This window comes from Fibrobacter sp. UWH9, from assembly GCF_900129715.1.
Classification (GTDB): Bacteria; Fibrobacterota; Fibrobacteria; order Fibrobacterales; family Fibrobacteraceae; genus Fibrobacter.
Genome location: NZ_FQWP01000010.1, coordinates 1 through 26715, shown reverse-complemented (window position 1 = coordinate 26715; position 26715 = coordinate 1). Strand labels below are relative to the sequence as shown.

The 26715-nt window shown below is 46.9% G+C and carries 23 protein-coding genes and 1 pseudogene; 12 read left to right on the top strand and 12 right to left on the bottom strand.

Annotated features, from left to right (window positions below; genetic code table 11):
- Positions 1 to 155: 155 nt before the first annotated feature.
- The 5 genes from BUB94_RS09725 to BUB94_RS09705 form a co-directional block, all read right to left on the bottom strand.
- Positions 156 to 2573: a hypothetical protein gene (locus BUB94_RS09725; RefSeq protein WP_073236542.1), complete on the bottom strand. Its 2418-nt coding sequence runs from the start codon at positions 2571 to 2573 to the stop codon at positions 156 to 158.
- A gap of 153 nt (positions 2574 to 2726) precedes the next feature.
- Positions 2727 to 4991 (bottom strand): hypothetical protein, encoded by a 2265-nt coding sequence (locus BUB94_RS09720; RefSeq protein WP_073236539.1) that lies wholly within the window; start codon positions 4989 to 4991, stop codon positions 2727 to 2729.
- Positions 4992 to 5004: 13 nt separating this feature from the next.
- On the bottom strand, positions 5005 to 5826 hold the full coding sequence (locus tag BUB94_RS09715) for a TIGR02147 family protein (protein ID WP_073236689.1): 822 nt from the start codon (positions 5824 to 5826) through the stop codon (positions 5005 to 5007).
- Between the two features lie 295 nt (positions 5827 to 6121).
- On the bottom strand, positions 6122 to 7204 hold the full coding sequence (locus tag BUB94_RS09710) for a GGDEF domain-containing protein (protein WP_073236536.1): 1083 nt from the start codon (positions 7202 to 7204) through the stop codon (positions 6122 to 6124).
- Positions 7205 to 7358: 154 nt separating this feature from the next.
- Positions 7359 to 8456, bottom strand: a complete 1098-nt coding sequence (locus BUB94_RS09705; protein WP_073160385.1) for an exo-beta-N-acetylmuramidase NamZ family protein — start codon at positions 8454 to 8456, stop codon at positions 7359 to 7361.
- A 428-nt stretch (positions 8457 to 8884) separates the two neighbouring features.
- On the opposite strand from BUB94_RS09705, the gene BUB94_RS09700 reads away from it, so the two are divergent.
- The 10 genes from BUB94_RS09700 to BUB94_RS09655 all read left to right on the top strand — a co-directional run bounded on the left by BUB94_RS09700 (position 8885) and on the right by BUB94_RS09655 (position 17219).
- The gene (locus tag BUB94_RS09700; protein WP_073160383.1) at positions 8885 to 9364 is read left to right on the top strand and encodes a single-stranded DNA-binding protein; all 480 of its coding nucleotides are present in this window, start codon (positions 8885 to 8887) and stop codon (positions 9362 to 9364) included.
- Between the two features lie 4 nt (positions 9365 to 9368).
- A complete protein-coding gene (locus BUB94_RS09695) occupies positions 9369 to 10331 on the top strand; it encodes a hypothetical protein (protein WP_139260189.1) in 963 nt (320 codons plus the stop codon).
- Positions 10328 to 11338: an aspartate-semialdehyde dehydrogenase gene (locus BUB94_RS09690; RefSeq protein ID WP_073160381.1), complete on the top strand. Its 1011-nt coding sequence runs from the start codon at positions 10328 to 10330 to the stop codon at positions 11336 to 11338. Before BUB94_RS09695 ends, BUB94_RS09690 begins: the two co-directional genes overlap by 4 nt.
- A gap of 159 nt (positions 11339 to 11497) precedes the next feature.
- Complete coding sequence (locus tag BUB94_RS09685) at positions 11498 to 11878, top strand: hypothetical protein (protein ID WP_073160379.1); 381 nt, start codon at positions 11498 to 11500, stop codon at positions 11876 to 11878.
- A gap of 679 nt (positions 11879 to 12557) precedes the next feature.
- On the top strand, positions 12558 to 13127 hold the full coding sequence (locus tag BUB94_RS09680) for a hypothetical protein (protein ID WP_073236533.1): 570 nt from the start codon (positions 12558 to 12560) through the stop codon (positions 13125 to 13127).
- A complete protein-coding gene (locus BUB94_RS16830; protein ID WP_073236530.1) occupies positions 13124 to 13399 on the top strand; it encodes a hypothetical protein in 276 nt (91 codons plus the stop codon). Before BUB94_RS09680 ends, BUB94_RS16830 begins: the two co-directional genes overlap by 4 nt.
- Before the next feature lie 420 nt (positions 13400 to 13819).
- Complete coding sequence (locus tag BUB94_RS09665; RefSeq protein WP_073236524.1) at positions 13820 to 14740, top strand: hypothetical protein; 921 nt, start codon at positions 13820 to 13822, stop codon at positions 14738 to 14740.
- On the top strand, positions 14733 to 15296 hold the full coding sequence (locus BUB94_RS16470) for a hypothetical protein (protein WP_139260187.1): 564 nt from the start codon (positions 14733 to 14735) through the stop codon (positions 15294 to 15296). The genes BUB94_RS09665 and BUB94_RS16470 overlap by 8 nt, the downstream gene beginning before the upstream one ends.
- Before the next feature lie 166 nt (positions 15297 to 15462).
- Complete coding sequence (locus tag BUB94_RS09660; protein WP_073236520.1) at positions 15463 to 15882, top strand: hypothetical protein; 420 nt, start codon at positions 15463 to 15465, stop codon at positions 15880 to 15882.
- Positions 15883 to 15914: 32 nt separating this feature from the next.
- Positions 15915 to 17219, top strand: a complete 1305-nt coding sequence (locus BUB94_RS09655) for a hypothetical protein (RefSeq protein WP_139260186.1) — start codon at positions 15915 to 15917, stop codon at positions 17217 to 17219.
- A gap of 93 nt (positions 17220 to 17312) precedes the next feature.
- Here BUB94_RS09655 and BUB94_RS09650 read toward each other — a convergent pair whose 3' ends face one another.
- Both BUB94_RS09650 and BUB94_RS09645 read right to left on the bottom strand, forming a co-directional pair.
- Entirely contained in the window at positions 17313 to 18428 is a 1116-nt protein-coding gene (locus tag BUB94_RS09650; protein ID WP_073161586.1) for an aminopeptidase, read from the bottom strand.
- A 174-nt stretch (positions 18429 to 18602) separates the two neighbouring features.
- On the bottom strand, positions 18603 to 19550 hold the full coding sequence (locus BUB94_RS09645; protein ID WP_073161587.1) for an AgmX/PglI C-terminal domain-containing protein: 948 nt from the start codon (positions 19548 to 19550) through the stop codon (positions 18603 to 18605).
- A 456-nt stretch (positions 19551 to 20006) separates the two neighbouring features.
- Here BUB94_RS09645 and alr point away from each other — a divergent pair, with 456 nt between their 5' ends.
- Together alr and BUB94_RS09635 are read left to right on the top strand one after the other, a co-directional pair.
- Positions 20007 to 21230, top strand: coding sequence for an alanine racemase (alr, locus tag BUB94_RS09640; protein WP_073161588.1), 1224 nt, complete (start codon positions 20007 to 20009; stop codon positions 21228 to 21230).
- Positions 21231 to 21502: 272 nt separating this feature from the next.
- A complete protein-coding gene (locus BUB94_RS09635; protein ID WP_073236685.1) occupies positions 21503 to 22051 on the top strand; it encodes a methylated-DNA--[protein]-cysteine S-methyltransferase in 549 nt (182 codons plus the stop codon).
- An 88-nt stretch (positions 22052 to 22139) separates the two neighbouring features.
- On the opposite strand, the gene BUB94_RS09630 is transcribed toward BUB94_RS09635, so the two are convergent.
- The 5 genes and pseudogenes from BUB94_RS09630 to BUB94_RS16820 all read right to left on the bottom strand — a co-directional run.
- Complete coding sequence (locus BUB94_RS09630) at positions 22140 to 23255, bottom strand: hypothetical protein (RefSeq protein WP_073236514.1); 1116 nt, start codon at positions 23253 to 23255, stop codon at positions 22140 to 22142.
- Between the two features lie 26 nt (positions 23256 to 23281).
- Positions 23282 to 24634, bottom strand: coding sequence for an MFS transporter (locus BUB94_RS09625; RefSeq protein ID WP_073236511.1), 1353 nt, complete (start codon positions 24632 to 24634; stop codon positions 23282 to 23284).
- Between the two features lie 101 nt (positions 24635 to 24735).
- The gene (locus BUB94_RS16825) at positions 24736 to 24894 is read right to left on the bottom strand and encodes a hypothetical protein (RefSeq protein WP_158236590.1); all 159 of its coding nucleotides are present in this window, start codon (positions 24892 to 24894) and stop codon (positions 24736 to 24738) included.
- Between the two features lie 9 nt (positions 24895 to 24903).
- Positions 24904 to 25953: a hypothetical protein gene (locus BUB94_RS09620; RefSeq protein WP_073236508.1), complete on the bottom strand. Its 1050-nt coding sequence runs from the start codon at positions 25951 to 25953 to the stop codon at positions 24904 to 24906.
- Between the two features lie 384 nt (positions 25954 to 26337).
- Positions 26338 to 26715 (bottom strand): annotated as a pseudogene (locus BUB94_RS16820) (hypothetical protein); the annotation flags it as partial.

The following is a 26715-nucleotide window of genomic DNA, read 5'->3' as shown; positions in this document are numbered from 1 at the left end:
CACCAGTGCAATTTTAAAAGCAAAACCGGCAAAATCAAATAGAACAATACAAACAAAACGAATTCTACAATACAAAAAGGGGCATGGTCAAAGACAGCCCCCTTTGCTATATCATAGAGAATTATGCGTTTTCGATTTCAGTAATGTTTGACATATTACTGGCAGTTGCCGTAGGCACCAAGCTGCATGATGTTAAAATCAGCAGTTTGGCCAGCTTCGCCGTCGAAGAACACCTGAATCGACTGAGACTGTTTCACGACATAGTCAATAGATTTTTCCTTACCAAAAAAGAGATTGCCTTCACCATCCTTAGCTTGTTTGAATTCGCTCCACGGAACATTCAAGGTAATAGGAGTCTCTGCCTGCGGTAAAGCTTTACGATGATAGTTATAACCAGTGGTGTTCTTTTCATCAATCGGGTCAATTCGCAGATATACATAGTCAACATCACCCTTAAGCGTATAGGTCAAGCAAAGACCCTTAATGCCACTCAAATCAGAGCCTTTGTCCGTATCCGCCTTAATGTCTGTATAGAGACTAGCATAACGATTCTGAGTCGCACCCGTTGTGGATGTCTTCAAGTAAAGTGTTCCGCAGATGCCATCACAGGCTTCCACATGACTCTTAACAAAATTATGATCTGCCTCATAGCTGACAGGGAAAATAAAATCAGATTTATTAGCAGCAGCTATTTCTGGATCGTCTTCATTTTTATCCGTGTAGAAGAACATCCAGCCTTCACCATTAGGGAACTTACTTTGACCATCAACACCTCTCCAGGTCTTGAATTCAGAACTCTTGTCATCACTAGAAGCAGTGAACGGTTTAATGATGTTGGTTCCTGCTACGAATTCATACTGAGGAATGCCTTCGTACGGGTTAACAACATCACCGCAGCGACCGTACATACCAATCTTCTGGATGTTGAAGTAGCCGGCTTCACCAGCATTGCCAGCAAATTCAAGAAGAACAACTGCTGCCTGATCCAGAATTTCGGCAAAGCCTCCTGCGGGTGTCTTACCCCAGCCAGCATCTTGAGCAAAAGCGCTCCAAGGAATGTTGACAATGGCAGAATTATTGACCGGAAGATTAACGCGATAGCTGTTGTATTCCGTAACCGTTTTTTCAAACGGATGCTGAACTTTAACGTTCAAGCTTAATCCCTGGGTGCCACCAGCAGAATAGGCCAAGCAAAGGCCGTTCCAGTTAGAAACATCGCCACCCTTGTTATAGGAGGATTCATACTTTTTACCATTTACGGTACTAAAACCTACACCTGCAAAAGGAGAACCAGCACCTTCATCCAAATTGACGGAGCCGCAGAACCCCTGGCAAGCATCAACTACCGCATCCATGGACTTATTTTCACCAACTTGAGCAGGGAGCACAACCATAGAAGATCCGTTATCGTTCAACCGATCATCGAAAGTGAACCACCATCCGGATTCTCCCTTTCCGTCATCCAAACCGGTTGTCATGTTGTAAACACCCTTTGCAGAAACATCTGCACCAATCCAGGTTTTAAAACTGCCAACGCCTTTATCCGCATCAGCAACACTACCCGGAGTCAAATTTCCGCTAGCATCAACAACATATTCGCGCAAAGTACCACCGCCATTCATCATAGCCATGGTGTAGATGGTCTTGGCATTTTCACCCTTCTCACCCTTATCACCCTTTGCACCATTCAAGATAGTGAAGGGGGCTTCATCACCACAAGTAATGGTGTAGCCAGTACCATCAGCACCAGAGTAATCGGTAGCCTCGCAGGTAACGCTCTTACCGTTGGTCAGCTTGACACCTTCGCCTTCACCACAGGTAATCATCACACCGGAACCATCTTTTAGAGCCTCGGCAACGCAGTCATCACCATTTGTTCCATGTAAAATCGTACCAACATTTTCGTCGTTGCAAGAAAGAGTATAACCCGTCTTTGTTACATTTTCTACTGCAGAACAAGAAGTACCGTCGTCACCATCTTTTCCATTCAGTATGGTACCGACTTCCACACCTCCGCAAGTAAGAACATAACCAGTAGCATCAGCATTGGGCGCTGCAGAACAGCTGGTACCCGCGGTACCATTCTTGATTACGCCAATTTCGTCTTCACCACATGTCAAGGTAAAGCCCGTTTCATCATCAAGAGGCGTAGCGGAGCAAGATGCACCATCCTTGCCATCAACGCCATTCTTGATCAAGCCAACTTCCTTACCATCGCAGCTGATTACATAGCCCGTGGTATCGGCGTTTGGTGCAGCAGAGCAGCTTGCGCCAGCCTTTCCTTCGATACCATCGTTACCATTTAAAATCTTACCAATTTCCTTGTCACCGCAGGTAAGGGTATAGCCAGAAGCGTCTTCCAGAGCCTTGGCAGAACAACTTACGCCATCCTTGCCATCAATACCGTCCTTACCATCGGTACCATCGGTACCATTGGTACCATCCTTGCCGTCAATACCAGCAACCCCATCCTTGCCATCAACGCCGTTTTCTGCAGAGCACGCTGTCAGACTCATTGCCGCAACGAGAGCAGTTACCGCCAGACCACCGACAGCCAATTTTTTTTTATTCATATTATCTCCTTAACAATATTTTCAATTGATAAGAAGAATTTACACACGGCATCATTAAATTCAAACACAACAATACAGCAAATCAATAAAGTACAATACAAAAAAGCTCACCAGTCCGGTGAGCACATAAGCAATGAAGAGCTTTTATCTCAGCTAGCTTTGATTGTAAGCTATACCACAAGTCCCGTAAGCCCCTAGTTTCGTGATGTTGAAATAGGCTTCATCAAAGGGTTTTCCATATTGAAAAATGAACAAGGCTTTCAATGTTCTAATGTATTCCTCCACTGAGATTTTCTTCTTGGCATAGTCCATTTGTTTAAAGCCACTCCAAAGCATGTCAATCACAGTTTTTTCCTTGCTTTTAGGAGCAATAAATTTTACCCATCCTTCACCTCCGTCCTTTACATCAGAAACCACGGTCATTTGAATATCCACATCGGAAACGTACTCCATGCAAAGGCCAAGCCAATCAAGAGCACTCTCCCCATGAACATCATCTTGCACCAAAGACACCTTTTCCACAGCCCATGGAGCCGCATCATAACCTTTACCGTCGCTGATACGCAAAGAATCCCCAAAATGGATGGTCCCGCAGAGTCCTTCACACTTCTTTATAACTTCATCCTGAACCCTATCATCCTTAATAGTCGGAATGGGATTATCATCGTCGGGTCCCAGATTCAAGATTGTCGAAGATCCGTCATTTCCATCGGTCCAGGCATACCATTTACCGGCCCAGCTCACCGCCACCGTATCCGTAATCAAGTCCGTCATTACGCGAACGCCCTTTTCGGCAGTCCAGGGTTCAAATGTTTTTTCCACATCAAAATGAGATTCCACGTCTCCGCTACACTTACCATAAGGACCAACTTCCAGAATATTAAACTTTATAGCCGTATTCGGCTCCGCTTTAAACATAAAATTCACATGAACTAGGTTTTTCACTAACTCATGCACGTCTAAAGGGATGCCCCACCCTTCCTGAGAGAAATCATCCCAGGAAATATTCACGGTAGTAGGCTGGCCGGCAGGCATAAAGGCATATTGAAGCTTATCAGAATCATCTTCGTGATCTGTATCTAGGTAGAGATACATAACCCCATCCGTTGACTTTTGATAGGTCACACAAAGCCCACTCCATTCAGAAGCATCAACGCCCACGTTATCCGTGTCCAGCCAAAATCCAGTAATGCCCCAGTTCAAATAAGAATGTTCATCATCCTTCCATCCAGAAAAAATCACGGTACCGCAATGGCCGCCACAAGCCGCTATTTTTTCACTGGAAATAACGCTATCCGCACCGCTTCCCATGCCAAAGATGAACTCGGTACTCCCTGCAGGATACTGCAAGTCCGTTACAGAATACCAGTTGGAAAATCGTTCGCCATTTACATAAATATTCTTCGATCCATTTTTTCCGTTCCATGTATTCAAAATAGTCTTGCTAGATACATCATATTGCAGATTCCAATCGTTTCCATCACAAACAAATTTCTTTTCATAAAGACGACTCAACTTATTGGCATTAAATGCAGAATCATTCTTATTGTTTGAACCGCAATTTCCAAGTCCGTAGTTATTCCACCAGAATCTCTTCACGAACTTTTCGAAATCAGGAACCTTATCAGAGAATTTCCAATCAACAACATTCCCACGAATCTTCGCAAGGGGCGCATCAACAGCCCAATCGGCCATTACAGTCTTCAAGGAATCGCCATTCCATTTTGCATCCGTCAAACCCTCAGACACTTCTGTCAAACGTTCAGTCAAATCACCTTCTACCAAATCACCCTGCGTTAGGATAGAGATAGCAAGCAAGGCCGCATCACCCTCTCCGGAATTGAAAATATCCAGATCCTCGAAGTTTTCCACGTCATTTCCAACAGTATTTTCATCGAATCCCAGAAATTTGAAAATTTCAGTTTCCGCCTGTTTCTTTGCCTGAGACATGGCTAAGCCGGAATCCAAAAGCGTCAGGACACGCCTATATTCCAGATGAGTCAGCAAATTGACGTTAACATAACTGCGTGCACTTAGGTCCGTAATAGCATTTAGCTGAATTGTGCCGGAGGAGGTCTTACCAGTTACTTCATTCTTATAGTATCCGTTTGCCACCAAAGTCGCGTATTGAGACACCAGGGAAACATTGCGCAGGGAGAAATCCCCCTTATTACTGGAAATATTACCCGGAAAACTCTTGCCAGTCTGGGCATAATTTCCGTCCATTTCAAAGAGCAGAATGGAAGACCCATTTACGAACGGTCCCTTCTGGGATACTCCCGCAACGGTCTTATCGACAATGGCCACAACCCCCTGATCTTCCACAACACCGCCAGCAGTTTTATCCTTATCGGAACAAGCAATATGCATCAACGACAAAGCAACAACAACAATCAAGCCAAAGACATTTTTTCTCATAAAACGGCCTTTTTCATTTTTTCAATTTTTTTGACAACGGGAAAAATTGCAAATTCAATCTATAGACCTGTTCGGTCTTTTCGTCTTCAACAACAATCGACGTTATCCTTTTTCTAAAATCTGCAATTTCCTTTACAATGCGTTCATAATTTTTTGAGGAAATGCCAATCGTAAGTCCGCTCATGCTTCTCTCTGCAAAGGGCAATTCACTAAGTGCATCCAGGGCAAGGTTCCCCATTTCACGTTGCAGGTTCGTGGAAGCAACGGGCTTCGCCTCATCCATCATGGAAAGAACCTTCGACGTCTGGTGATAATTACCTGTTCCGTCCAGAACCAGCACCCCCAACTTACACATCAGCTTCAATGCAGCGCTGACTTCACCCGTGGGGATTTCAGGGTAGCACATTTTGGAAATTTCTACCGGTGTCGGGCAGTCCATCGACACAGCCAATTCACGAATCACCGAGTATTTCCAAGACTTAAATAACTTGAACACATCGTCGATTAAGGCGGTGCTCTTGCGTTTCTTGGCAATTGCCTGCATCTGGACGAAAGCGGCCTGACGCAGGCGGTCGTTCTTGGCATTGGAAAAAGAAACGAGCAACTTGAAATAAGTCGATTCAATGCCAACCAAATCCACGGCCTTGGCCACACGTTCTGCCGCCTCCGTGCTCAGATTGTACTTACCATCAGCAACCTGTTTCAGATACACGGGATTGGAAAATCCGGCAATGCGGGCGAATTCACGCCATGTAAAACCGTACATGGCCTTGCGTTCCGAATAAAAATCCGAAATAAACTTTCTGTAATCCAAATATTCAACAACGCTTTTCACAATAGACAATATAGAACATTATAATTTTCTTATCAAATCTACAATACAAAATTGTAGTATTTATAAGGATATAGAGATACTTTCTAGATTTTCTGTAATCAGTTCTACAATACATCCATATACAAAAAAAACGTCAAGTTTTTGTTTAATTTAGGCGAAAGTCAACAAAAAAGGGTGGCGAAGCCACCCACACATGTTGATGAAGAGCCTATTTTTCTCGCAAAAAAGAACAATACAAAAAGTCCGGGTCAGTTCACTCTAGACTCGGACTTTTTTCATATTTAAAGCAAGACTTTTATTCCTTGCAGATCTGATTTTTTCCGTTAGCTTTAGCCTTGTACAACAAGGCGTCTACCCCACTCAAAATCTTATTCTGACTTTCAAAGGCTTCATCGCCGCAACAGACCAAACCGCCGCTGATGGATATTACCATCTCGGGCTTGTCGGCATAGGCAATTCCACGGACCTGGGTGCGGATATATTCCGCCTTGGCAAAGGCCATTTCCATGGAACTGGCGCGGATCAGCTGGATAAACTCCTCGCCACCATAACGAACAGCGCATTCCCCCTTGCAGGCATCCTCGACGCTGCGCCCAATAGTCGCAACACCGCGCAACACCATATCACCAAAAGGATGGCCGTAAGTATCGTTAATCTCCTTGAAGTTATCGATGTCGTACATGAACACGTAATAGCCATCCTTGCGATCATGCCATACCGTTTTCGACAGGTAGTCAATAAAATGGCGACGGTTGTACAAATCGGTCAGCGGATCCTTTTCGGCCAGATACCGCAGTTTCTCCAGAAGTTCGTCCTTGTCTTTCTGGTTCAAGGCATAAAGTTTCAGCAAATACGAAGTCGTCGCACCAAGGCAAATGGACAGCACCAGATAAGTGGCGCAATAATCGATAAACGTGGTTTCGGCATCGATGTTGGTCACCCACTCCGGATGCAGCCAGGACACCACAAAAGAAGCTTCGCCCGACACAATGGCAAAGGCGATCAACATATAACGGGTCGCCCTCTTTTCGTGAAGCGCACAGAGGAACACCGAGCCAAAGAAATAGATGATGATACTGCTGTTCAGAGCGCCATACATGAAAAACTGAAGAGGCAGGATAATGCCGCACATCAAAAGGCACAGCGCCACATAGCAAAACGAGATTTTCTGAGTTATCTTGGCGAGAACCCCCAGGAGGACAACACACAAGAAGCAGAAAAAGCAAAAAGTAACTGTCGATCCCGGCAGCTTTTCAACAACAGAGGAAACTGCAGACATGAACGATGCCAGGCCTACAAGGCCCAAAGTCACCCAAAAGAAGACATTTTCCAATGTATCCTGCTTACGCAGGAATTCGTCCAGACGTTCCTGAAACATGACACCTCTCCTTCAATACCATACCCAACGAAGTTCATAATATAAAATTGTATTATAAGAATTTCAACAAGAATCACCATTTTTTATGGGTAATAAGCATAAAGCAAAAGCGCCCGCCACAGCGGACGCTTTCGCACAAGTCTAACTTTAATAATTAGATAGAAGACTCGATAAATTCCTTACGGAAGGTACCATTGCCCAGCAAGATGTCGATGGGCAGCTTGTGGAATTCGTATTCGTAAGGCGGCTGCTTCCAGGCGAAATCCTTGGGATATTCGTTAAAGATGTACTGCAAAAGCTTAATAGCCATATCGAAACTGCGGAACTTGTCGCGATCCAGAACGTGAATCTGGGCACCACCGCAAATCTGGCCAGCGCCCTTGTGGAAGGTAGGCTGGAAGTAGTTTTCGCGGAAGTACACACCCGGCAGCTTCAGACCGTTCATGTACTTGCAAAGTTTAACCGCATCGATGAAGGGCGCGCCAAAGATTTCGAAGGGGCGAGTAGTTCCGCGGCCTTCGCTGACGTTGGTGGCTTCAAAGAGGCACATACCCGGATAGACGATTGCGGTATCCAGGGTCGGCATGTTGGGGCTGGGAAGAATCCACGGGAGACCAGTCTGGTCGTACCACATCTTCTTATCGTAACCTTCCATGTGCATCACGTAAAGTTCGCACTTGGGGAAACATTCAGCCTTGAACTGTTCAGCCAATTCGCCGATAGTCTTGGCGTGGCGGGTACGGATGCTGTGGAGGCCCACAAAACTTGTGTAATTCAAATCCAGAACCGGACCTTCTTCGTCCACACAGTTAATGGGGTTCGGGCGATCCACGACCACAACGGGAATGCCCAACTTTTCGCAAGCCTTCATGCACAGGTAAAGAGTCCAGATGAAGGTGTAATAGCGGGCACCCACATCCTGCAAGTCTACCAGGAGGGCGTCCACGTGAGAAAGCATTTCGGCGGTAGGTTCGCGGTGTTCGCCATAAAGGCTGTAAACAGGAATTCCAAGTTCCGGGTCGGTGTAGCCTTCCCATTCAATCATGTTGTCCTGGGTGTGGCCCTTGATACCATGCTGGGGGCCGAACAATGCAGACAACTTAAACAGCTTGCCATCATAGGACTTCAGAAGATCAAGAGTATAGCTCAGGTCAGCGCAAACAGATGCGGGATGGAGAACGGCGCCAAGGCGCTTGCCACGGAGGGCGGCAGGGAAAGACTTTTCGAAATTGGAAAGAGCGAGAGTAACCATGGTTAGTTAGTAGTTAATAGTGAAGAGTGAAGAGTGAAGAGTGAAGAGTTATGAGTTATGAGTTATGAGTTATGAGTTATGAGTTATGAGTTATGAGTTATGAGTTATGAGTTATGAGTTAAAATATGGCGCCTTCGGCGCGATTATTTAGCTGAAAGGAGCCACAGGCTCCGCCCTCATACCTGATACCTCATACCTAACTTTGGTGCCTTCGGCGCGATTATAAGATTTCGTATCTGACAACTCATATCTAATATCCAGCCTCGTACCTTTAGCCTTTAAACTTGCTGCTTTAAGATAGTTATTTGAGCAAAAAATGTCGCATATTGTTTGCAAAATGCTCTGGTTTTTCAAATTGACAGTTTAATGACATTCGTTTTTTTTATCTTTGCTCCCGTAGAAACAAAAAAATAAAAATAGGATTAATTATGGCTTATCTCAATAAAGTGATGCTCATTGGTAACATCGGCAAGGATCCCGTCATTAGCGCAGGTCCCACTGGCCGTAAGCGCGTGTCTTTCTCCCTGGCAACTTCCCGCCGCTACCGCGACAACAACGGCGAACAGAAGGAACAGACCGACTGGCACAACATCGTCGGCTGGGGCAAGGTTGCCGAAACCATGGAACAGCTGGGCGTCCACAAGGGCATGACCCTCTATGTCGAAGGTTCTCTCACCAACCGCAGCTGGACCGACCAGACTTCCGGCCAGAAGCGCTACGCCACCGAAGTCAGCCTGGATACCTTCCAGCTTCTGACTCCCCGCAACCAGAACGGCGGCAATTTCGGCGGCGGCTCCTTCAACCAGGGCAGTAGTTTCAATCAGGGTAACAGTTTCAACCAGCAGAGTTCCGCTCCCGCCTACGACGCTCCCATGGCCGAAGGCGCAGACGAAGACCTGCCGTTCTAACTAGATGAACCATCAAGTCGCAGACATTGCATTAATGCTCGTGCTTCCGCTGGGAATCACCTTTACGGCGATTCTCCAGTCAGCAGCAGCCTATACCCGCAGTCAGAAGATTCTGGGAGTCCTTCTGTCTATTTTGATTGTAGCCATGGACTGCGTGTTCTACTTCGCCAAGAACACCTACATCACCTACAACTGCGACGGCGGCCTGCTGTTGACTTTCGCCAGCATGGCAATCCTGTCTATCATCTACGCCATCCGTAGCGAAGACCGAGCCACCATGAGCGGAAACATCTTCCTTGCCGTATTTATGCTGGCAGGCTTCCTGGGAATCGCCTATTGGGACCGCCCCACGTTCATTCCCACTTCGGAATACAACCCGAGGGAACTGGCCGAACAGAACGCCCGCTACCAGGACTACATAGCCTCCTTCGAAAATGGCGACGGAGGCAAGGCTGTTCAGTACAAGGCAAAGCAGTACGCCGCATCTAAAATCGGCGCCCCCGCTTCTTCTGACAGGGAATTCGCCAACAGCCGTCTCGAGAGCTATGTAGACGAGGCAGAATCCGTCATTCGACGCATGCTGGACATCTCGAACTCCATCGACGTCTTTGAACCTCTCCCTGCCAACATCAGCGAAAGCGAACGCGAGATTCGTAGCCAACAGGCATTGGCCATCAACAACAATGCCGTTGCCCTGAACAAGAAGGTTCTGGGACTGTTCCACCCCCACGAGTCCAGCGAAGCTCACTCCGAACTGATTCAGGCAAGTGAAAGCGCCCGTCTGGCCGCTTATTCCCTTTACAACTATACGCTCCAGGATAACCCCGAGGAACAGCTTGTGCAATACAGGCAGACTCGAAGCCAGATTGCCCAGATGAACGTCTATCTGGACCGCTTCCGGAACGATATCGAAAATTTGAAATCAAACAATAAACCACAACCAATAGAACAACAGGATCAACAATGATTCGTAACGTAGCTATTATGGGCGCCACCGGTGCCGTTGGCCAGGAACTGCTTTCCATCTTGGAACAGCGCAACTTCCCTCTCCAGAACCTCAAGCTTCTCGCTTCCGAACGTAGCGTCGGTAAGGAATTCACCTTCAAGGGTGAAAAGCTGAAGGTCGAACTGACCTGCGCCGATGCATTCAAGGGTGTCGACCTGGTTCTCTCTTCCGCAGGCGCTGCAGTTTCTAAGGAATTTGCACCCATTGCTGTAGAAAATGGCGCAGTCGTCGTCGACAACACCAGCTACTTCCGTATGATGGACAACGTTCCTCTGGTCGTTCCCGAAGTGAACGCTTGCGACATTCCGCTGCACAAGGCCGAAAACGGTGGCTGCGGCATTATCGCAAACCCCAACTGCACCACCATCATGATGGTTGTGGTTCTGAACCCCATCGAAAAGATTTCCCACATCAAGAAGATCCGCGTTTCCTCTTACCAGAGCGCAAGCGGTGCAGGTGCAGTTGCTATGGAAGAACTCCAGCAGCAGTACAAGGACATCATTGAAACCGGTTCTACCACCCACATCAAGAAGTTCCCCTTCCAGCTGGCTTACAACGTCATTCCGCAGATCGACAAGATGACCGAAAATGACTACACCAAGGAAGAAATGAAGATGTTCAACGAAACCCGTAAGATCATGCACTCCGATGTTCGCACCAGTGCAACTTGCGTACGCGTTAGCTCTCTCCGTTCTCATTCCGAATCCGTGTGGTTCGAAACCGAAAAGCCGGTTTCCGTCGAAGAAATCCGCGCAGCCCTCAAGAACGCTCCGGGCGTATTCCTGAAGGACGATCCGCAGAACTACGTCTACCCCATGCCGCTGGAAAGCGCTGGTCACGACGACGTTTATGTCGGCCGTATCCGTAAGGATCTCGCTGACGATTGCGGCAACACTCTGTGGCTCACCGGCGACCAGATCCGTAAGGGTGCTGCACTGAACGCTGTCCAGATTGCAGAACTCCTGTAAAGGCGAGTGCGCGGACAGGTTCCGCGACAAAATGCAATTGAAAAACGACCCGGTTCAAGCCGGGCCGTTTTTTTTTACCGCCAAAAAGAATTACTTTATCTAAACAACCCTGCCCGATAAAATTCCTGATTGGTTATATTAGGTAAAAGAGGTTTAAATATGGCAAGTAAACTTGCAAAAATAATTTTGGCATTTGCCGTGGCGACCACAACGATGGCCGGATGTACGGAGAATGGAGAAAAATCGCAGAAGCAACAACAGGAAAAACGTCTGATTGAAAAAGCAAAAGTTGATGAAGCGAAACTATTAACGGAAGAATTCCTTATTGAAACGGACGAAAAAAAATTGGATTCTCTGGTCGAATTAAAAGTGAAAAAAAAGATGGAAAAAGATTCCTTTAGATTGTACGTCACAGAAGTAAAAAAATACAATGATTCTCTTGACCAAATAAAAGGAAACCAGTCACCACATAAACCCGACCCAGAAATATTGTTTAGAAAGATGATGAAAGAGTGTTTAAAGAAGGGAATGTGCAATTAAATGAATAAAATTTTACTTTATCTAACTATTTTTTGTCGATTTCTTCTGCCGTAGAATATTGTGAAAAATTGTCACCTTATATAGAAGAAGGTGGACTTAGCAAGGAAAATGCGATATCGCTTATTGAAACGCTAATGCACGACCACTACGCAAACGAATGTTTTTCTGAGGGAGGCGAAGGTTCTCGTTTCACATACACAGGAACGTGGGTTTCAGAATGTGGAGGGAGTTCATCAAAGAATGGTTTTTGGAATTCTAATGCAACTTGCGATTTTTGCGATGGATTTGCCGTGACGGCGGCTATGATGATCGGATGTTCGGAGGATGGGGCAAAATCGCAAAATCCGGAACCTCGTACGCACGGGCGCTTGCAAGGTTGTAAAGGTCTGCCATGTGATGAAGCTGCTCGCTGTGTTCAGCGTAATTGCTCTCACGTCAAAATCAATTGCGAATTGTGACGCTTATGATTCTTACATCACGTTGTCTTTCAAAAACAGCCTTACTTCCCGGGTGAGCGAAATCCAGCCTCTCAGATGAAGATTTGTCTTCTAATGAGACAAATATTTCAATTAGCATAAAGTTATGCTATTCAAAAAAAACTTCACCTAAATAAAAGTTATAGACAAATACACACTCACTATTTATTTTATCTACACAACCATGGAGTAGAAAATTGAATATGGCTAGCAAGTTCGCAAAAATGATTTTAGCCTTCGCAGTGGTGGCGGCTATGATGTTCGGATGTTCGGAAAAGAAAGACGTGAATGAAACTCAGTCAGCGGAAATACAATTGACCACCCCTCCAGCAATTACACCTCACAAGAAAAAGCGAATAATTCCGTTGGACAGCTCCAGAATAGTCACTTATAAGGATTATGATCCAAATGATTCCATCATGGTTGGAGTTAGAGCCTTTATTAGAGCGGAAAAAGAATTTATAAAAAAATGGAAATATACCAAGGATACGGAACTGTTCATAGATGTGGTCAGCAAAATTTGTAGTGATTTCCGGTCATGCGCATCTAGATTAGACACAACGGCATACAAAAATGACGTAACGTTCATTCTAGACAGCCTTATGAGCAACGCCCTTTTGGACAAAGCTATTGAAGCAAGAAAACAGGAGATGAATGGACCTTGTTTCGGCAACAATTACGAAAAAAACTTCAATTTTTGCAATGAAAAAACAAATGAAGAAATACGAATAAAAGTCAGAGAGGAAATGAAAAAGAAGGGCTATATCAAATGATGAAATCCTGGCTATTTATCCTACTTTCTTTTTCAACTGTTTTCGCTCGTATTGAATGTGTAGATTTAGACAAATACACACTCACTATTTATTTTATCTACACAACCATGGAGCAGGAAATTGAATATGGCAAGCAAACTTGCAAAAATGATTTTGGCATTTGCCGTGATGATGGCAGCAACGACGGCCGGGTGTTCGGAGGATGGGGCAAAATCGCAAAAGCAGCAACAGGAACAACAACTGGAACAACGTCAAGAGCAACAGCAGGTTGAAAAAAATTCGGTGGGTTTGGAAAATGAAAGCAAAGATTCTGTTTTGGGAAACAATGTCAAAAAAAATAAAGTCCTTTTGGGTGGTCCGGAACCTCGTACGCACGGGTGCTTGCAAGGTTGTAGAGGTTTGCCATGTGATGAAGCTGCTCGCTGTGTTCAGCGTAATTGCTCTCACGTCAAAATCAATTGCGAATTGTGACGCTTATGATTCTTACATCACGTTGTCTTTCAAAAACAGCCTTACTTCCCGGGTGAGCGAAATCCAGCCTCTCAGATGAAGATTTGTCTTCTAATGGGACAAATATTTCAATTAGCATAAAGTTATGCTATTCAAAAAAAACTTCACCTAAATAAAAGTTATAGACAAATACACACTCATTATTTATTCTATCTACACAACCATGGAGTAGAAAATTGAATATGGCAAGCAAGTTTTCGAAAATGATTTTGGCTTTTGCCGTGGTGACGGTCGCCATGATGATCGGATGTTCGGAGAAGAAGGACGTAAACGAAACTCAATCGGCGGAAATACAGTTGACCACCCCTCCCGCAGCAACACCTCACAAGAAAAAGCGAATAATTCCGTTGGACAGCTCCCGGATTGTCACTTATAAGGATTATGACCCGAACGATTCCATCATGGTTGGAGTTAGGGCCTTTATTAGAGCTGAAAAAGAATTTATAAAAAAATGGGAATACGCCAAGGATACGGAACTGTTCATAGATGTGGTCAGCGAAATTTGCAGAAATTTCCGGTCGTGCGCATCTAGATTAGACACAACTGCATACAAAAATGACGTTACATTCATTCTGGATAGCCTTATGCAAAATGGCCTTTTGGACAGTGCGATTGAAGCAAGAAAACAGGAGATGAACGGACCTTGTTTTGGCAACAATTACGAAAAAAACTTCAGTTTTTGCAATGAAAAAACAAATGAAGAAATACGAATAAAAGTCAGAGAGGAAATGAAAAAAAAGAAAGTCCTTTTGGGTGGTCCGGAACCTCGTACGCACGGATGTTTGGATGGCTGTAGGGGCTTGCCATGTGAAGAAAAAGCTCGCTGTGCTCAGCGTAATTGCCCTAACGGCAAATTTAAGTGCGAATTGAAAAATTTGGGCACAACAGACAAGGACAAAAAAATGGATTCTTTAATTGAGGAGAGAGTCAGAGACGCCATGGCAAAAGAACCATTTAAAGCAATGGTTGAAGAACAAAAAAAATTTAACGATTCCCTAGATTTAAGAAAAGACAGAAATACACCTCATAAACCAGGTCCAGAAGGAGTTCTAAGAAAGTTAATTCGAGACTGTATCGAAAAGGGAACATGCACAGATGAATAAAATCATCATTTTCATAATTTTGACATTTTCGTCAGTCCCTTTTGCTATAGAATTTTGCGATAATTTGGATCCGTTCATGAATAATGGATATAGCAAAGATGCTGTCATATCATCTTTAAATCAGGATCGACAAAGCCACTATGCAAACGAATGTTTTTCTGAGGGAGGCGAAGGTTCTCATTTTACATATACGGGAACATGGGTTTCAGAATGTGGAGGGAGTTCATCAAAGAATGGTTTTTGGAAATCTAATGCGACTTGCGATTTTTGCGATGGATTTGCCGTGACATTAGAATTGAAAATAACCAAAAACGCTTGCCATGAAGATTGTCGAGAAAGCAATCTCACCTGTCAGCATCCCTCATTCCCAAATTTATGGGGTGGCGACATTGTGAAGGTTAACCCGAATGGAGGAACTTGCGGTGCTACGATTCCGGGATGCGCAGAATCTAGTTCCTCCTCCGCGTTCAGCAGTTCCTCGTTTGTGGAATCCAGCTCCTCCGATGAAGAATCGCCTTCTAATGATGTGAATACTTTAATTTTTGTATTGATGTAGAATTATGTTATTTATAAAAAAAACTTTACTCGAATGAAATTTACAGACAAGTTCGCCTTGTGTTTTTATTTTATCTACTTAACCATGGAGTAGAAAATTGAGCATGAAGAAAAATTGTTGGAAATAAACAGTTCATTGGATATATTAACAGAAAAGAGGTTTAAATATGATGGATAAATTTTCGAAAATGATTTGGGCTTTTGCCGTGGTGATGGTAGCCATAATGATCGGGTGTTCGGAGGATGGGGCAAAATCGCAAAAGCAACAACAGACACAGCAACAAGAACAACAACTGGAACAACGTCGGGGACAACAGCAGGTTGAAAAAATAAAAGTTGACGAAACTAAACTATTAATGGAAGAATTTTCTATTGAAACGGACGAAAAAAAATTGGATTCTTTGGTCGAATTAAAGGTGAAAAAAAAGATGGAAAAAGATTCCTTTAGATTGTACGTCTCAGAAGTAAAAAAATACAATGATTCTCTTGATCAAATAAAAGGAAACCGGTTGCCTCATAAACCCGACCCAGAAGTATTGTTTAGAAAAATGATGAAAGAGTGTTTAAAGAAGGGAATGTGCAATTAAATGAATAAAATTTTACTTTATCTAACTATTTTTTGTCGATTTCTTCTGCCGTAGAATATTGTGAAAAATTGTCTCCTTATATAGAAGAGGGGGGACTTAGCAAGGAAAATGCGGTATTGCTTGTTGATTCGCTTATGCGCGAGCACTATGCAAACGAATGTTTTTCTGAGGGAGGCGAAGGTTCTCGCTACGTCAGCACAACAAGACCCGAAATGAATGGCATTCCTACCCTAGACTTAGACGGCGGAGCCGTAGAAATTTATTGTCGGCACGAAAACAACGAAACATCCTTGGGCATAAGGGCTAAATTCGCAGCAGTACAGTATTACGAGAACTACGACCATCTTTTTTACCGATGCTACAACGATAAAGAAAGTTGTGGCCAGAACGGAGCCTACCTTGAGCAGCCATACTACACATGCTTCAACGGAGCTTTGGACGAAAACGGCTGTACAGGATTCACTTCTGACGTAATTTATTTCGACAAGGATTTGGAATTTACAGAGAAAACATTACGTCGAATCCCTGCTAATTTCACACGAAAAATGGCTATTGAACTCGGGGATGAATCGATTAAGACATTCCCGACAATGTATGTATACTACGACTACGATTACATCGGCAGAGGCCATCTTTCAACTTTAAGTCCGAGGACACTTTCAAACGCATACGATTTCTGCGAATATATCATCGAAGAACATCAGAGGAAAATCACTCCTAGCATAAATCCAACAAGTTCATCGGCAGCGGTTTCAAGTTCTTCTTCATCCTTGGCGACAAACGTTTTTGACGGTATCGTCAACAACCCCGATCAAATTTTCAATTCGGGTCTACAAAACATGGAAGAGGGCTCTTGCTATTCCCTGAATCCCGCCCGAGCCAACGAGTTCAATGGCTGGGTAAATGACAATGCATCGGATTCATGGTGGTGGCGAGAGGTTGATTGCAATACAGGGAACCGAATCGATAAAAATAAAATCGGAGCATGTCCCGGTTTCCCGTTGGACGAAATTCCAAGCAATCCAACATCAGCCTGTTTCGCATACAACGGCACATGCTATAAATGCAACCCATCCCGCGGTGGCGATTGCGGAAACTCCTGGCTGTGGAGCGGCTCCTTCAGCTACGGCAACATTGGCTGGTGGTATGTAGAAATCGACTGCCACACATCATTGCAAAAACAAGCTCCCTACGGCCAGAGCCAAGACATCACCACCGAAGAAACCTTTGATATAGATTTCACCATATCTCAAAAAAATTTTGACATTCTTGGTCGAAGGAAAAATAGTCGTCCAACAGCAAAACAAATAATATACAGAACACAAAAGCCGTTCTAAGACAACAAAAAGTCCCCGCCCATCAAACAGATGCGGGGACTTTTTCGTCGTAAGGGGGCGAGCAACGCAGTAATGCGCAGGTTATGGACAAAATTAAGCCAGTTCTTCGGGATTCAGGCATTTCAGTTCGTCGATGACGAACTTGCCGTCCTTGCGGATCAGAACGTCGTCGAACCAGATTTCGCCACCGCCGTATTCCGGGCGCATGATAAGGACCAGGTCCCAGTGGATGGCAGAAACGTTACCGTTGGGAGCGTCTTCGTAGCAACGGCCCGGGGTAAAGTGAATGGAGCCTGCAATCTTTTCGTCAAAGAGAATATCGCACATGGCGCTGTTCACGTAGGGGTTAAAGCCGATGGCAAATTCACCCACATAGCGGGCGCCTTCATCGGTATTGAACAGGGCCACCAGAGCATTGTTATCGCCAGTTTCGCAAGAAGCTGCCACAATGGCACCGTCCTTGAATTCCAGGCGCACATTGCCGAACTGCTTGCCGTCATAGAGGGACGGAGTATTGTACTGGATTACGCCATTGACGCTGTTGCGGACCGGGGCGGTATAGACTTCGCCATCGGGGATGTTCATGTTGCCGCAGCAAGGAACGGCAGGAATTCCCTTGATGCTGAAGGTCAAATCCGTTCCCTTGGAAACCAGGCGCACCTTGTCGGTACGGTTCATCAGGTCCACCAGATTCTGGGCGGCCTTGGCCATGCGGGGGTAATCGGCCAGGCAAGCTTCAAAGTAGAAGTCCTCGAAAGCTTCGGTGCTCATCTTGGCGGCCTGTGCCATAGAGGGGTTGGGCCAACGAAGTACGCACCAGCGGGTCTTGTTCACACGATAGTCCAGAACAGCCTGGTTGATGATTCGATAGTTCCTCATCTGCGGGCCAGGAATGTCGCAGTTTTCCATGGCGTTTTCTGCAGCACGGATAGAAATGTAGCACTGCATCTTCTGCATTTCTTCCATGGCCAGATCCGCAGCCAGCTTCATCTGCTCCACAGAAGCGGACTTGATCATTTCGCGACGGACACGGCCATTGTAGTTATGCACAAAGGCATTGCCACCAGCCTTGGAAACAGCCTTGATCAACTCCGTCGTCAGTTCATCGGGAGTGTCGGTGGTTTCGATGAGAATGTTTTCGCCAGCCTTAAGAGCAATGGCGTTATTAATCAAATTTTCAGCAAGCTTGGTAATGCGAGGATCTTTCATAATGAGCAGTGAGTGATGAGCGGTGAGTAGTGAATGATGAGCCGTGAGATACGAGTCTTTATAATCGCGCCGAAGGCGCCTAACTTATTAACTCATAGCTCATGACTCAAAACTCATACCTAAATATAAAAATGTCCGACAGCCTTGGGGGCTATCGGGGTTTAGGGTGTTATACTATTCAGAGAACGTGAAGGGGATTGTCACGGTGGTATTGCCCGCCTTAATCTTACTGAAGGTCCAACGGCTCACGGCATTCCTGATTTCACTATCGAATTCCGCGTAGCCGGTTGTCGACCCGACAATGGCGTTGCTAATGACTTCACCGCCCGGAGCAATGGTAAACCGCAAAGTCACCTTGCCCTGGAATCCCGGTTTTTTCTTGAGGTACTTGTTGTAGATATGGCGAAGCCCAGGCGTTCGAGTCCTAATCACCTTCATCACATCAGAAGACGAACGGACCGAATGATCGGAACCCCACTCAATATCCGTAGGCGACGGAATTTTCATAGGCCCCCTAGCCCTTGTGGAAAGCGCTCCGGCAGAGCCTCCAATAAGACTGCTGAGAGCATCTCCCACGCCACCGCTACCGCCAGCAGCATAGCCCTGATTAAAGCCCCCGTCCACCTTACCGGCACGTTCACCGATTCGATGTTTTCCGGAGAGCTGAAGGCCGCTGCTGTGCTTAAGCACCTTGTCGATATCCTTGGCGAACTTCTGCGTCATCAGATCGTAGGCCCCGGCGCTTGCGCTATGGGTCTGCGCCGTTAGCATTTTTAGAACACTACGTTCCTGGACCGCATTAGGTCTACCCGTACCACGACGGGGGCCGCCGCCACCCGCTCTCCTGCGATTGACCTGTTCCATCTTTCTTTTGGGACGTTCCTCCTTCTTTTCTTCTTTTCGGTCTAGGATCTGCATGGTAGCCCTGATGTTCTCGTTCACCGAATCCACAAAGGCCACTTCGGGAACAAGCTGTTCGAATGCCGCCGCCCAAAAGCAAAGGGCAAGCGCCACCAGAAGAGAACCACTTGCAATGGCACCCATCTTCTTGTCGGAATCCGGCATCAGCGCAGCTACCAGCGGATCCAATTTTACTTTCTTCTTTTCGTTTACGTTTTTCATGATTTTATCCTCCTTTCCTTTCGGAAAGAGTTTGGTGATTTATGGGAGAAATACCTTAGAAACGGCTCTTTTGGGGAGAGTCTTTTTTATGAGGGGGTAAAGCAGAGAACGACATTGCAGGGCAATGTCCAACACTCAAACTTTATATGAAACGGGAATACGAAAACGTTAAGTTAGCTTGTTCTCAACTCCGTTCTACCACCGCTCCTTACTTCGGGGAATGAACGAAATTCATCTCGAACATCTTGAATGTACAAAGAAAAAATCAGGCGGGAACGTCGGCATCGGTAAACAAATCTTTATGGGATTTTCTGTAAAAAATCAGTCGAACCGCCAATGCCATATGGCATAAGGGCTAGAGGCAGATTCACCCCATCATTTTAGCGGTCCATTTTTACAAAAAATACGGCAACCTGTTCTATTCCAAATTAGAGTTTTCTTATATTTTTTTGCATCATGAAGCTTTTACAGAATCCTCCCGATCTTAATAGAATCGCGCGCCCCAATTGGATTGAAATCAACCTCGACGCCCTTTGTAACAATATTCAGTTTATCCGTAGCCAGATTCCTGCCAACACCAAGATTCTCCTGCCCGTCAAGGCAGACTCCTACGGTCACGGCAGCCTGGCCTGTTCCTTTGCCGCCAAGTTCGGCGGAGCAGACTACCTCGGCGTAGCCCACATCAGCGAAGGTATGGTCCTGCGCCAGTACGGCATGGACTTGCCCATCCTGGTTCTTGGCCCCTGCACCCCCGCAGACTTCGCCTACTTCGTAGAATTCCAGCTGACCGCCGTCATTACGGACATCCGTACCGCCATGGCTTTCGACCAGTTCCTCCGTGAAAACGATTGCACCTGCAAGGCCCACCTGAAAATTGACACCGGCATGAACCGCTACGGTTTCGACGCCGAAGACTTCAACAACGTACGTGCCGCCCTCAGCCTCAAGAACCTCAAGTTCGAAGGCATGTTCACTCATCTGGCCACCGCCGACATGCCGGGCAACCCCAAGACCGAAATCCAGATCCAGAGATTTGCCCGCTTGGTAGATGTGCTGGAAGCCGAAGGCCTCCGTCCCGAAATTTGCCACTGCTCCAGTTCTGCAGGCACACTGACCCATCCCGAAAGTCATTTCGACATGGTCCGTCCCGGCCTCGCCCTGTACGGTTACAATCCCATGGGAGCCGCCCCTTCCCCCTGGCCAATCAAGCCTGTCATGAAGATCAAGTCTACTATCCGTCACATTCACGATGTGAAGCCCGGCGAAACCGTAAGCTACGGCGGATACTGGATGGCACAGCAGCCCACCCGCATCGCCACCATCGCCATCGGTTACGGCGACGGCTACCTTCGCGGTGAATACAACAAGGGATTCGTCTTTATCCGCGGACAGCTCTGCCCCATCCTGGGTCGAGTCTGCATGGATGCCACCATGGTGGACGTGAGCCACATTCCCGACGTGCAAGTCGGTGAAACCGTAGACGTGGTGAACGGCGAACTGGATTTCCGCATTTCCATGGAAAGCGTGGCCGACGACCATCACACCATTCCCTACGAACTCACAAGCCGCGTGGCTCGCCGTCTGTACCGCAAGTACTACTGGAAGAACCGCCTGGTCCGCTGGGACTACCTGCGTCAGGAATTCGGCGTAAAGGAATTCAAGGAATACCCGTTGAGATAGTGGTTCGCTGAGTTCGCAGCAAAAAAGGCGGTGGAAATACCTTTTTTAGGGTCAATCCACCGCCTTTCTTTTAGTTTATCCATAAAAAAGGCATAAAAAAGAGGATTTTCGCTTCTATTTTTTCAAAAAGAAGGAGATTTTCTTCAACATCAAGTGCGTTTTGCAGGAAAATTCACATACAACATAACAAAAAGGCGGTCAAAAATCCTTTTTAAAGGAAAAAGCACTGCCTTTTTTCATCCACATAAAAAATAATCTTGTATATTCAGGATATGGACTTTTCAGACGAAAAATACACAACCATACGCCACCGAAACTTATGGGGCGAATGGACTTTTGTATTCGAGAAGTCTAAACTTTGCAGCCTGCGCTACAATTCTGACAACGCAAAGCCAAGCCAGGTTCAGGCCTGCACTTACGCCGTTGCCGATATTGAATCCGAAATGTCGCCGGCAGTGAGCCGCGCCTACCGCAAAGTCGTTCTTCAGTTGAACGAATTCTTGGCGGGTAAGCGGAAAGAGTTCAGCATACCATATAAATTATACGGCACGGAATTTCAGACAAAAGTCTGGAACGCCCTCAAGGAAATCCCCTACGGTGAATCCCGCACCTACAAGGAAATCGCAGAAATCGTGGGGAGTCCAAAGGCCATGCGAGCCGTCGGGCAGGCGCTGCACCAGAATCCGATTCCGCTGATCCTCCCCTGCCATCGCGTTATCGGGAAAGGCGGAGCCTTGGTAGGTTTCGGGCTGGGCCTAGATATGAAAAGACGCCTCCTGGTAATAGAAGGCGCCATTCCACAGGAAATGCTTTTAGAGTAAAGGAGATCCCGGGACAAGCCCGGGATGACATTTCGGCTTCGCTCAATGACTAGCGGAATCAAACCTCGGTAGGTGAACGGAGTCGAACCTAGTCCTTGTCGTCGAAGGCTTCGGCTTCTTCGGGCTCTTCTACGATCCAGTCACGGATGTGCTTGGCCAGATCCTTTTCGCCATCCTTTTCGGCGGCATCGGCAATTTCGTTCAGCTCTTCGGCATCCATGCCAGCCAAGTCTTCTTCAAACTTGTCTACATAACCGGCCAACTGCTTATAACGCTTCATGCCAGCCAGAAGCTGCATGAATTCCATATTGGCAGAAGAACCGCAACGGAACTTTTCGTGTTCGGTAAACAGCTGATCCGCTTCGGAATCCGAAAGCAATGCGGCCAGGCGGCCCAGGTTCATGATTCTCGGATAGGTTTCGTAAAGCTGGCGGGCAATCTTCAGGCAATCCGACTTGCGGCCTTCCTTGTCGGCGATGGCTGCCTGCAAATCAAGGTAAGCTTCTTCGTCTTCGTTGCCGGGATTCTTCACATCGTTCATCCACTGCTTGGCAAGCACCAGGTCGCCAGCCATGAAGTAGGCGTTTGCAATGTCGATGATGGTAGCGTTGCTCTTGTCCGGATCCTTCAGCAGGGCGGCCTTGGCATAGTTTGCAGAATCGTTGATAGCGTCTGCCATATCGCAAATGGCGTCCAGAACGTCTTCGCGGTTTTCGTCGGCGAACTGAGCTTCTTCCGCCACAAGTTCATTCAAAAGCTTGCTTGCCCTTTCCAGCGGCATCACCTCTTCAAGGCTCAGGAACACCACGGAACGGCCTTCACCGCCCACATGGCGCACGGCCAGGTCGTGAATCAGGTCGGCCACGTAATCCTTGTCTTCGTACTGCTTGGCAATTTCCACAAAGAACGTACCAGCGTCGTAGAACAGGCTGTCCCAATATTCCTTTTCTTCGTCATCTACCTTGAAGGAGACGAAATCGGTACGCAAGGTCCAAGCCAAAAGTTCCAGCTGAACCTTGGGATCCTTGCAATCCTCGATATCGTCAATACCCTTGCCGATGGTTTCGTACAAGTCATCGGGGCGGTTCAACAGGCGGCTTTCACCGCTAACGATCTGAGTCAAGGTATCGCGAAGGCGATCTTCTTTGCTGCGGTTGGCCTGAGCCAGCGCCGGGGACTTAAAAAACTTTTTCTTCTTTGCCATAGACGAAAATGTAGAAATTTTCCAAGTTATTTCTTTCGAGCCTTCTGCAGCTGGGCCTGCTTTGCTTTTCGGCGGGCACGGCGGCGTTCCTTGCGAAGGCGGTTGCGGGCGGCATTCATTTCAGATACTTGATGGAGAACGTCCATAATGCGTTCCTTGGCAAAAGCATTATTCAGTTTTTTGCGGGTCACGTAATCCAAGAGACAGACGCAAACCAAAAGGCACGCCACAAATATCGCCAACGCAACGGGCCACAGCATCACAGAAAAATGAGCGGCAACGAAGCCGAAGGCGGGCGGCATCAACACGGAACCCACATAGGAGCCTGCCATCTGAATGCCGATGGCGCGCCCAGAAAGTTCTTCTCCAAAACGAGCCGGCGTCGCATGAATCAAGGACGGATAAACGGGAGCGCAGCCAAGACCAAGCAGGCAAATGCAAAGGGGAGTAAACCACAACGGCAAAGGCAAAATCAAGACGAAGCACCCCACGACAACAATGGCGATTCCCGCATGAACCAGGCGCATATCCGTAAACTTGATGGCAAAGAATCCGCTGGCGACACGCCCAACCATGACGCTAGCAAACATCAGAGAAACCGCCAAAGCACCAATCTCCGGAGCAAAGCCGCGGGCAACCAAATAAGTTCCACACCAAAGGCTAGTGGAAATTTCCAGGGCAGAATAAAAGAAGAACGTTAAGAAGGAAAGCTTCATGCCAGGTACGCGAAGGGCCGCCCGCAAGGATATGTCATTTTCCACCGGAGCGGAGGTCTTGCCACCACGATTTTCGGAACCGTTGCCTCGCCCACTCTCGCTACTTGGCCTCGTTTTTTCGACACGTTTCCACAACGGGAGAGCCCCCAGCATCATCACCACGATGGCTCCGAGCAAGACTGCATTCAGTTCATAGGCACCTCGCCACCCCGCCCCCACAAAAACGGAAGCCGACAGGATTGCAGGCCCCAGGCAGGCCCCGACGCCCCAGCTGGCGTGCAGCCAGTTGGTGTGCTTTGATTCCAAATAGATTGCCGCAAAGTTATTGAGGGCAACGTCGATGGCTCCGGCACCAAGGCCCATGGGTATGGCACAGACGCACATCATCCAGAAAGCGGTCGCAAGGCCGTATCCAGCCGTAGCCACTGCAGTACAGCAAATGCTAATCGCCACCAGCTTGCCCGTACCAAGCCTGCGCATCAACGTAGGCGTAATCAGGCTGGAAATTATCGTCCCGACACTCACGATAATCGAAAGGATTCCCGCCGCAGAAAGAGGGGCCGCCAGATCAGTCTGCATCAAGGGCCATGCCGCCCCCAGAATCGTATCCGGGAGACCCAAGCCGATAAAGGCGACATATATGACCACAAGCAGGAATGTCATACCCTTGAAGATAAATAAAAATTTCGGAAAAAAGAAACCACTTTACAGAACGAAAAATGCCCGGCCACCTGGCCGAGCATTTCTACTGCAAATTTTAACAATTAGGCTTTCTTGTTCATTTCGGGATTGTAGTCAAAACCGAATTCGCCATCGTATTCGGTAGCGTCGGGGCCGCCTTCGGTACCGGAGCCTTGCAGCAGTGCGGCATTTACGCAAACTTCCAGAACATCCATCTTCGGGGCTACATATTCTTTCTTCATGGTTCTCCCCTACTTGATGACGACCTTCTGGCCTTTGTTGTAGTAAGTTCCCTTGGCGGTAGGCTTCTTGTTCAGCTTGCGGCCCTTCATGTCGAACCAGAGATTATCATCCGTCGAGATTTCTCCAGTGCGGGTATTCATCACGCCAATGGGGGTCAAGTCGCCATCGCTTCCGCGAATGACAATTTCAATCTTTTCGGGAAGTCCCTCATCCAGGGAGGCTGTTTCCTCCGGCTTTGCAGCAGCCTTCATACCGACGAACTTGCCAGTTGCGCAGTTGTTGCAGAAGTAAGCTCGCATGGGGCGGATAAATGCGCCGGCAGAGCCCTTCACAAAGTCGCCAACAGAAACTTCTTTCTTGCCATCCGTGGCTTCACGCTTTTCGGCGGCATAGCCATACACGCGGCCGAGATCCTTATCGCCAGCCACCCATTTTTTGTAGCTGTAAGTGCCAACGAATTTCCAGCCCTTGGAATCTTCGTCTTCGGACACGACGACCCCGTTATTTCCACCCTTGGTGCTCAACGGATAGCTTGGTACCTTCAGGAAATTTTCATAGGTCTGTCGAAATTCAATTTGACTAGCCCCCTCAACACCACCAACCTTTACAATGTAGGGGGTATTGGCTTCCAAGGTATCAGCTCTTTTTACTTCATCGACAATAGCCTGCACAACGCATTGTGGACAATAACGTTTCAGCATTACAAACTTGTAAACGTTCGCGCCAAAAAGCTGAAGTCCATCACCACCAAAAAGAGTGGATTCAAAGGGGAACATTACCGTTCCATATGTATTGCCACTGAAATCACGATGATAGATAATATGTTCCACATATTCCGTATCAGGAACACTAATCGTAGAATCACGATTCGGGCTCTTATCGTCAAAATAGGCAACACACCGAACATACTTGCCAACGTCATTACCAAAATCAACGGTCATGGTGTCTATGGTAAGAGAGCCGTACACCTTCGGAGTCCCCGGCGTGCAAGTATTCACGGCAGTGGCGCCTACAGCGCAGAGTAAAATAGCAGCTACAGCTATTGCAAACTTCTTCATATTGAACCCCAGTCTTAGGAAGTCCCTATACAACCGCAGCCAAAAATAGAAGTCAAAAAATTACGATTAAAGCCTATTACATATTATAAAAAATTTACTAAAGACCCTTAATAATGTTATCGCAAGGCTACAAAATCAGCGAAATCGGAGCATCGTGAATGGTTCGTGAGCGCAGCAAGGAGTTCGAGGGCTGAGCCAATCTTTTGGGAAGGCTTTGCAGGACTTTTGAGTGTGCGAAAAAGCCTTTGTAAGCCGCAGTAGCTTCGTTTGGAGAAAAAGGAGATCCCCGAACAAGTCGGGGATGACACCGGAGGGGCGCGGGGGAGACGCAAACAAAAAAGGACCCGCGAGGGGTCCTAACGTTATGCGAAATGATCGCAGCAGCTATTTGCTTTTTTCGGCCAGCTTCGCCTGAAGAGCAGCAATCAGTGCATCCTTCTCGGCAAGAGCATTGGCCTGGTCGGCCAGTTTAGCTTCACTCGCAGCCAGTTTCGCATCTTTTGCCTTGCTTGCCGACTCCATTCTACGAACCTTGCGTTCAAGGGCGCGGTATTCGTCTCCGGCGCTCACAAAGCCAAGCCTTTGTCCAATACTCTGGAATGCCATTTTCAGAACCTCCAATGCCTCTGGGCTAATGTACTCCCTCAAATATAACTCAATCTTGCCGACAAGGCAAGCACTTTCGCTGCTGGGCAATACACGCAATTTTTTCTCGATTTCCGGCAGCAAGGACTCGTACTTTGCCATGTCGAAAGCATACTT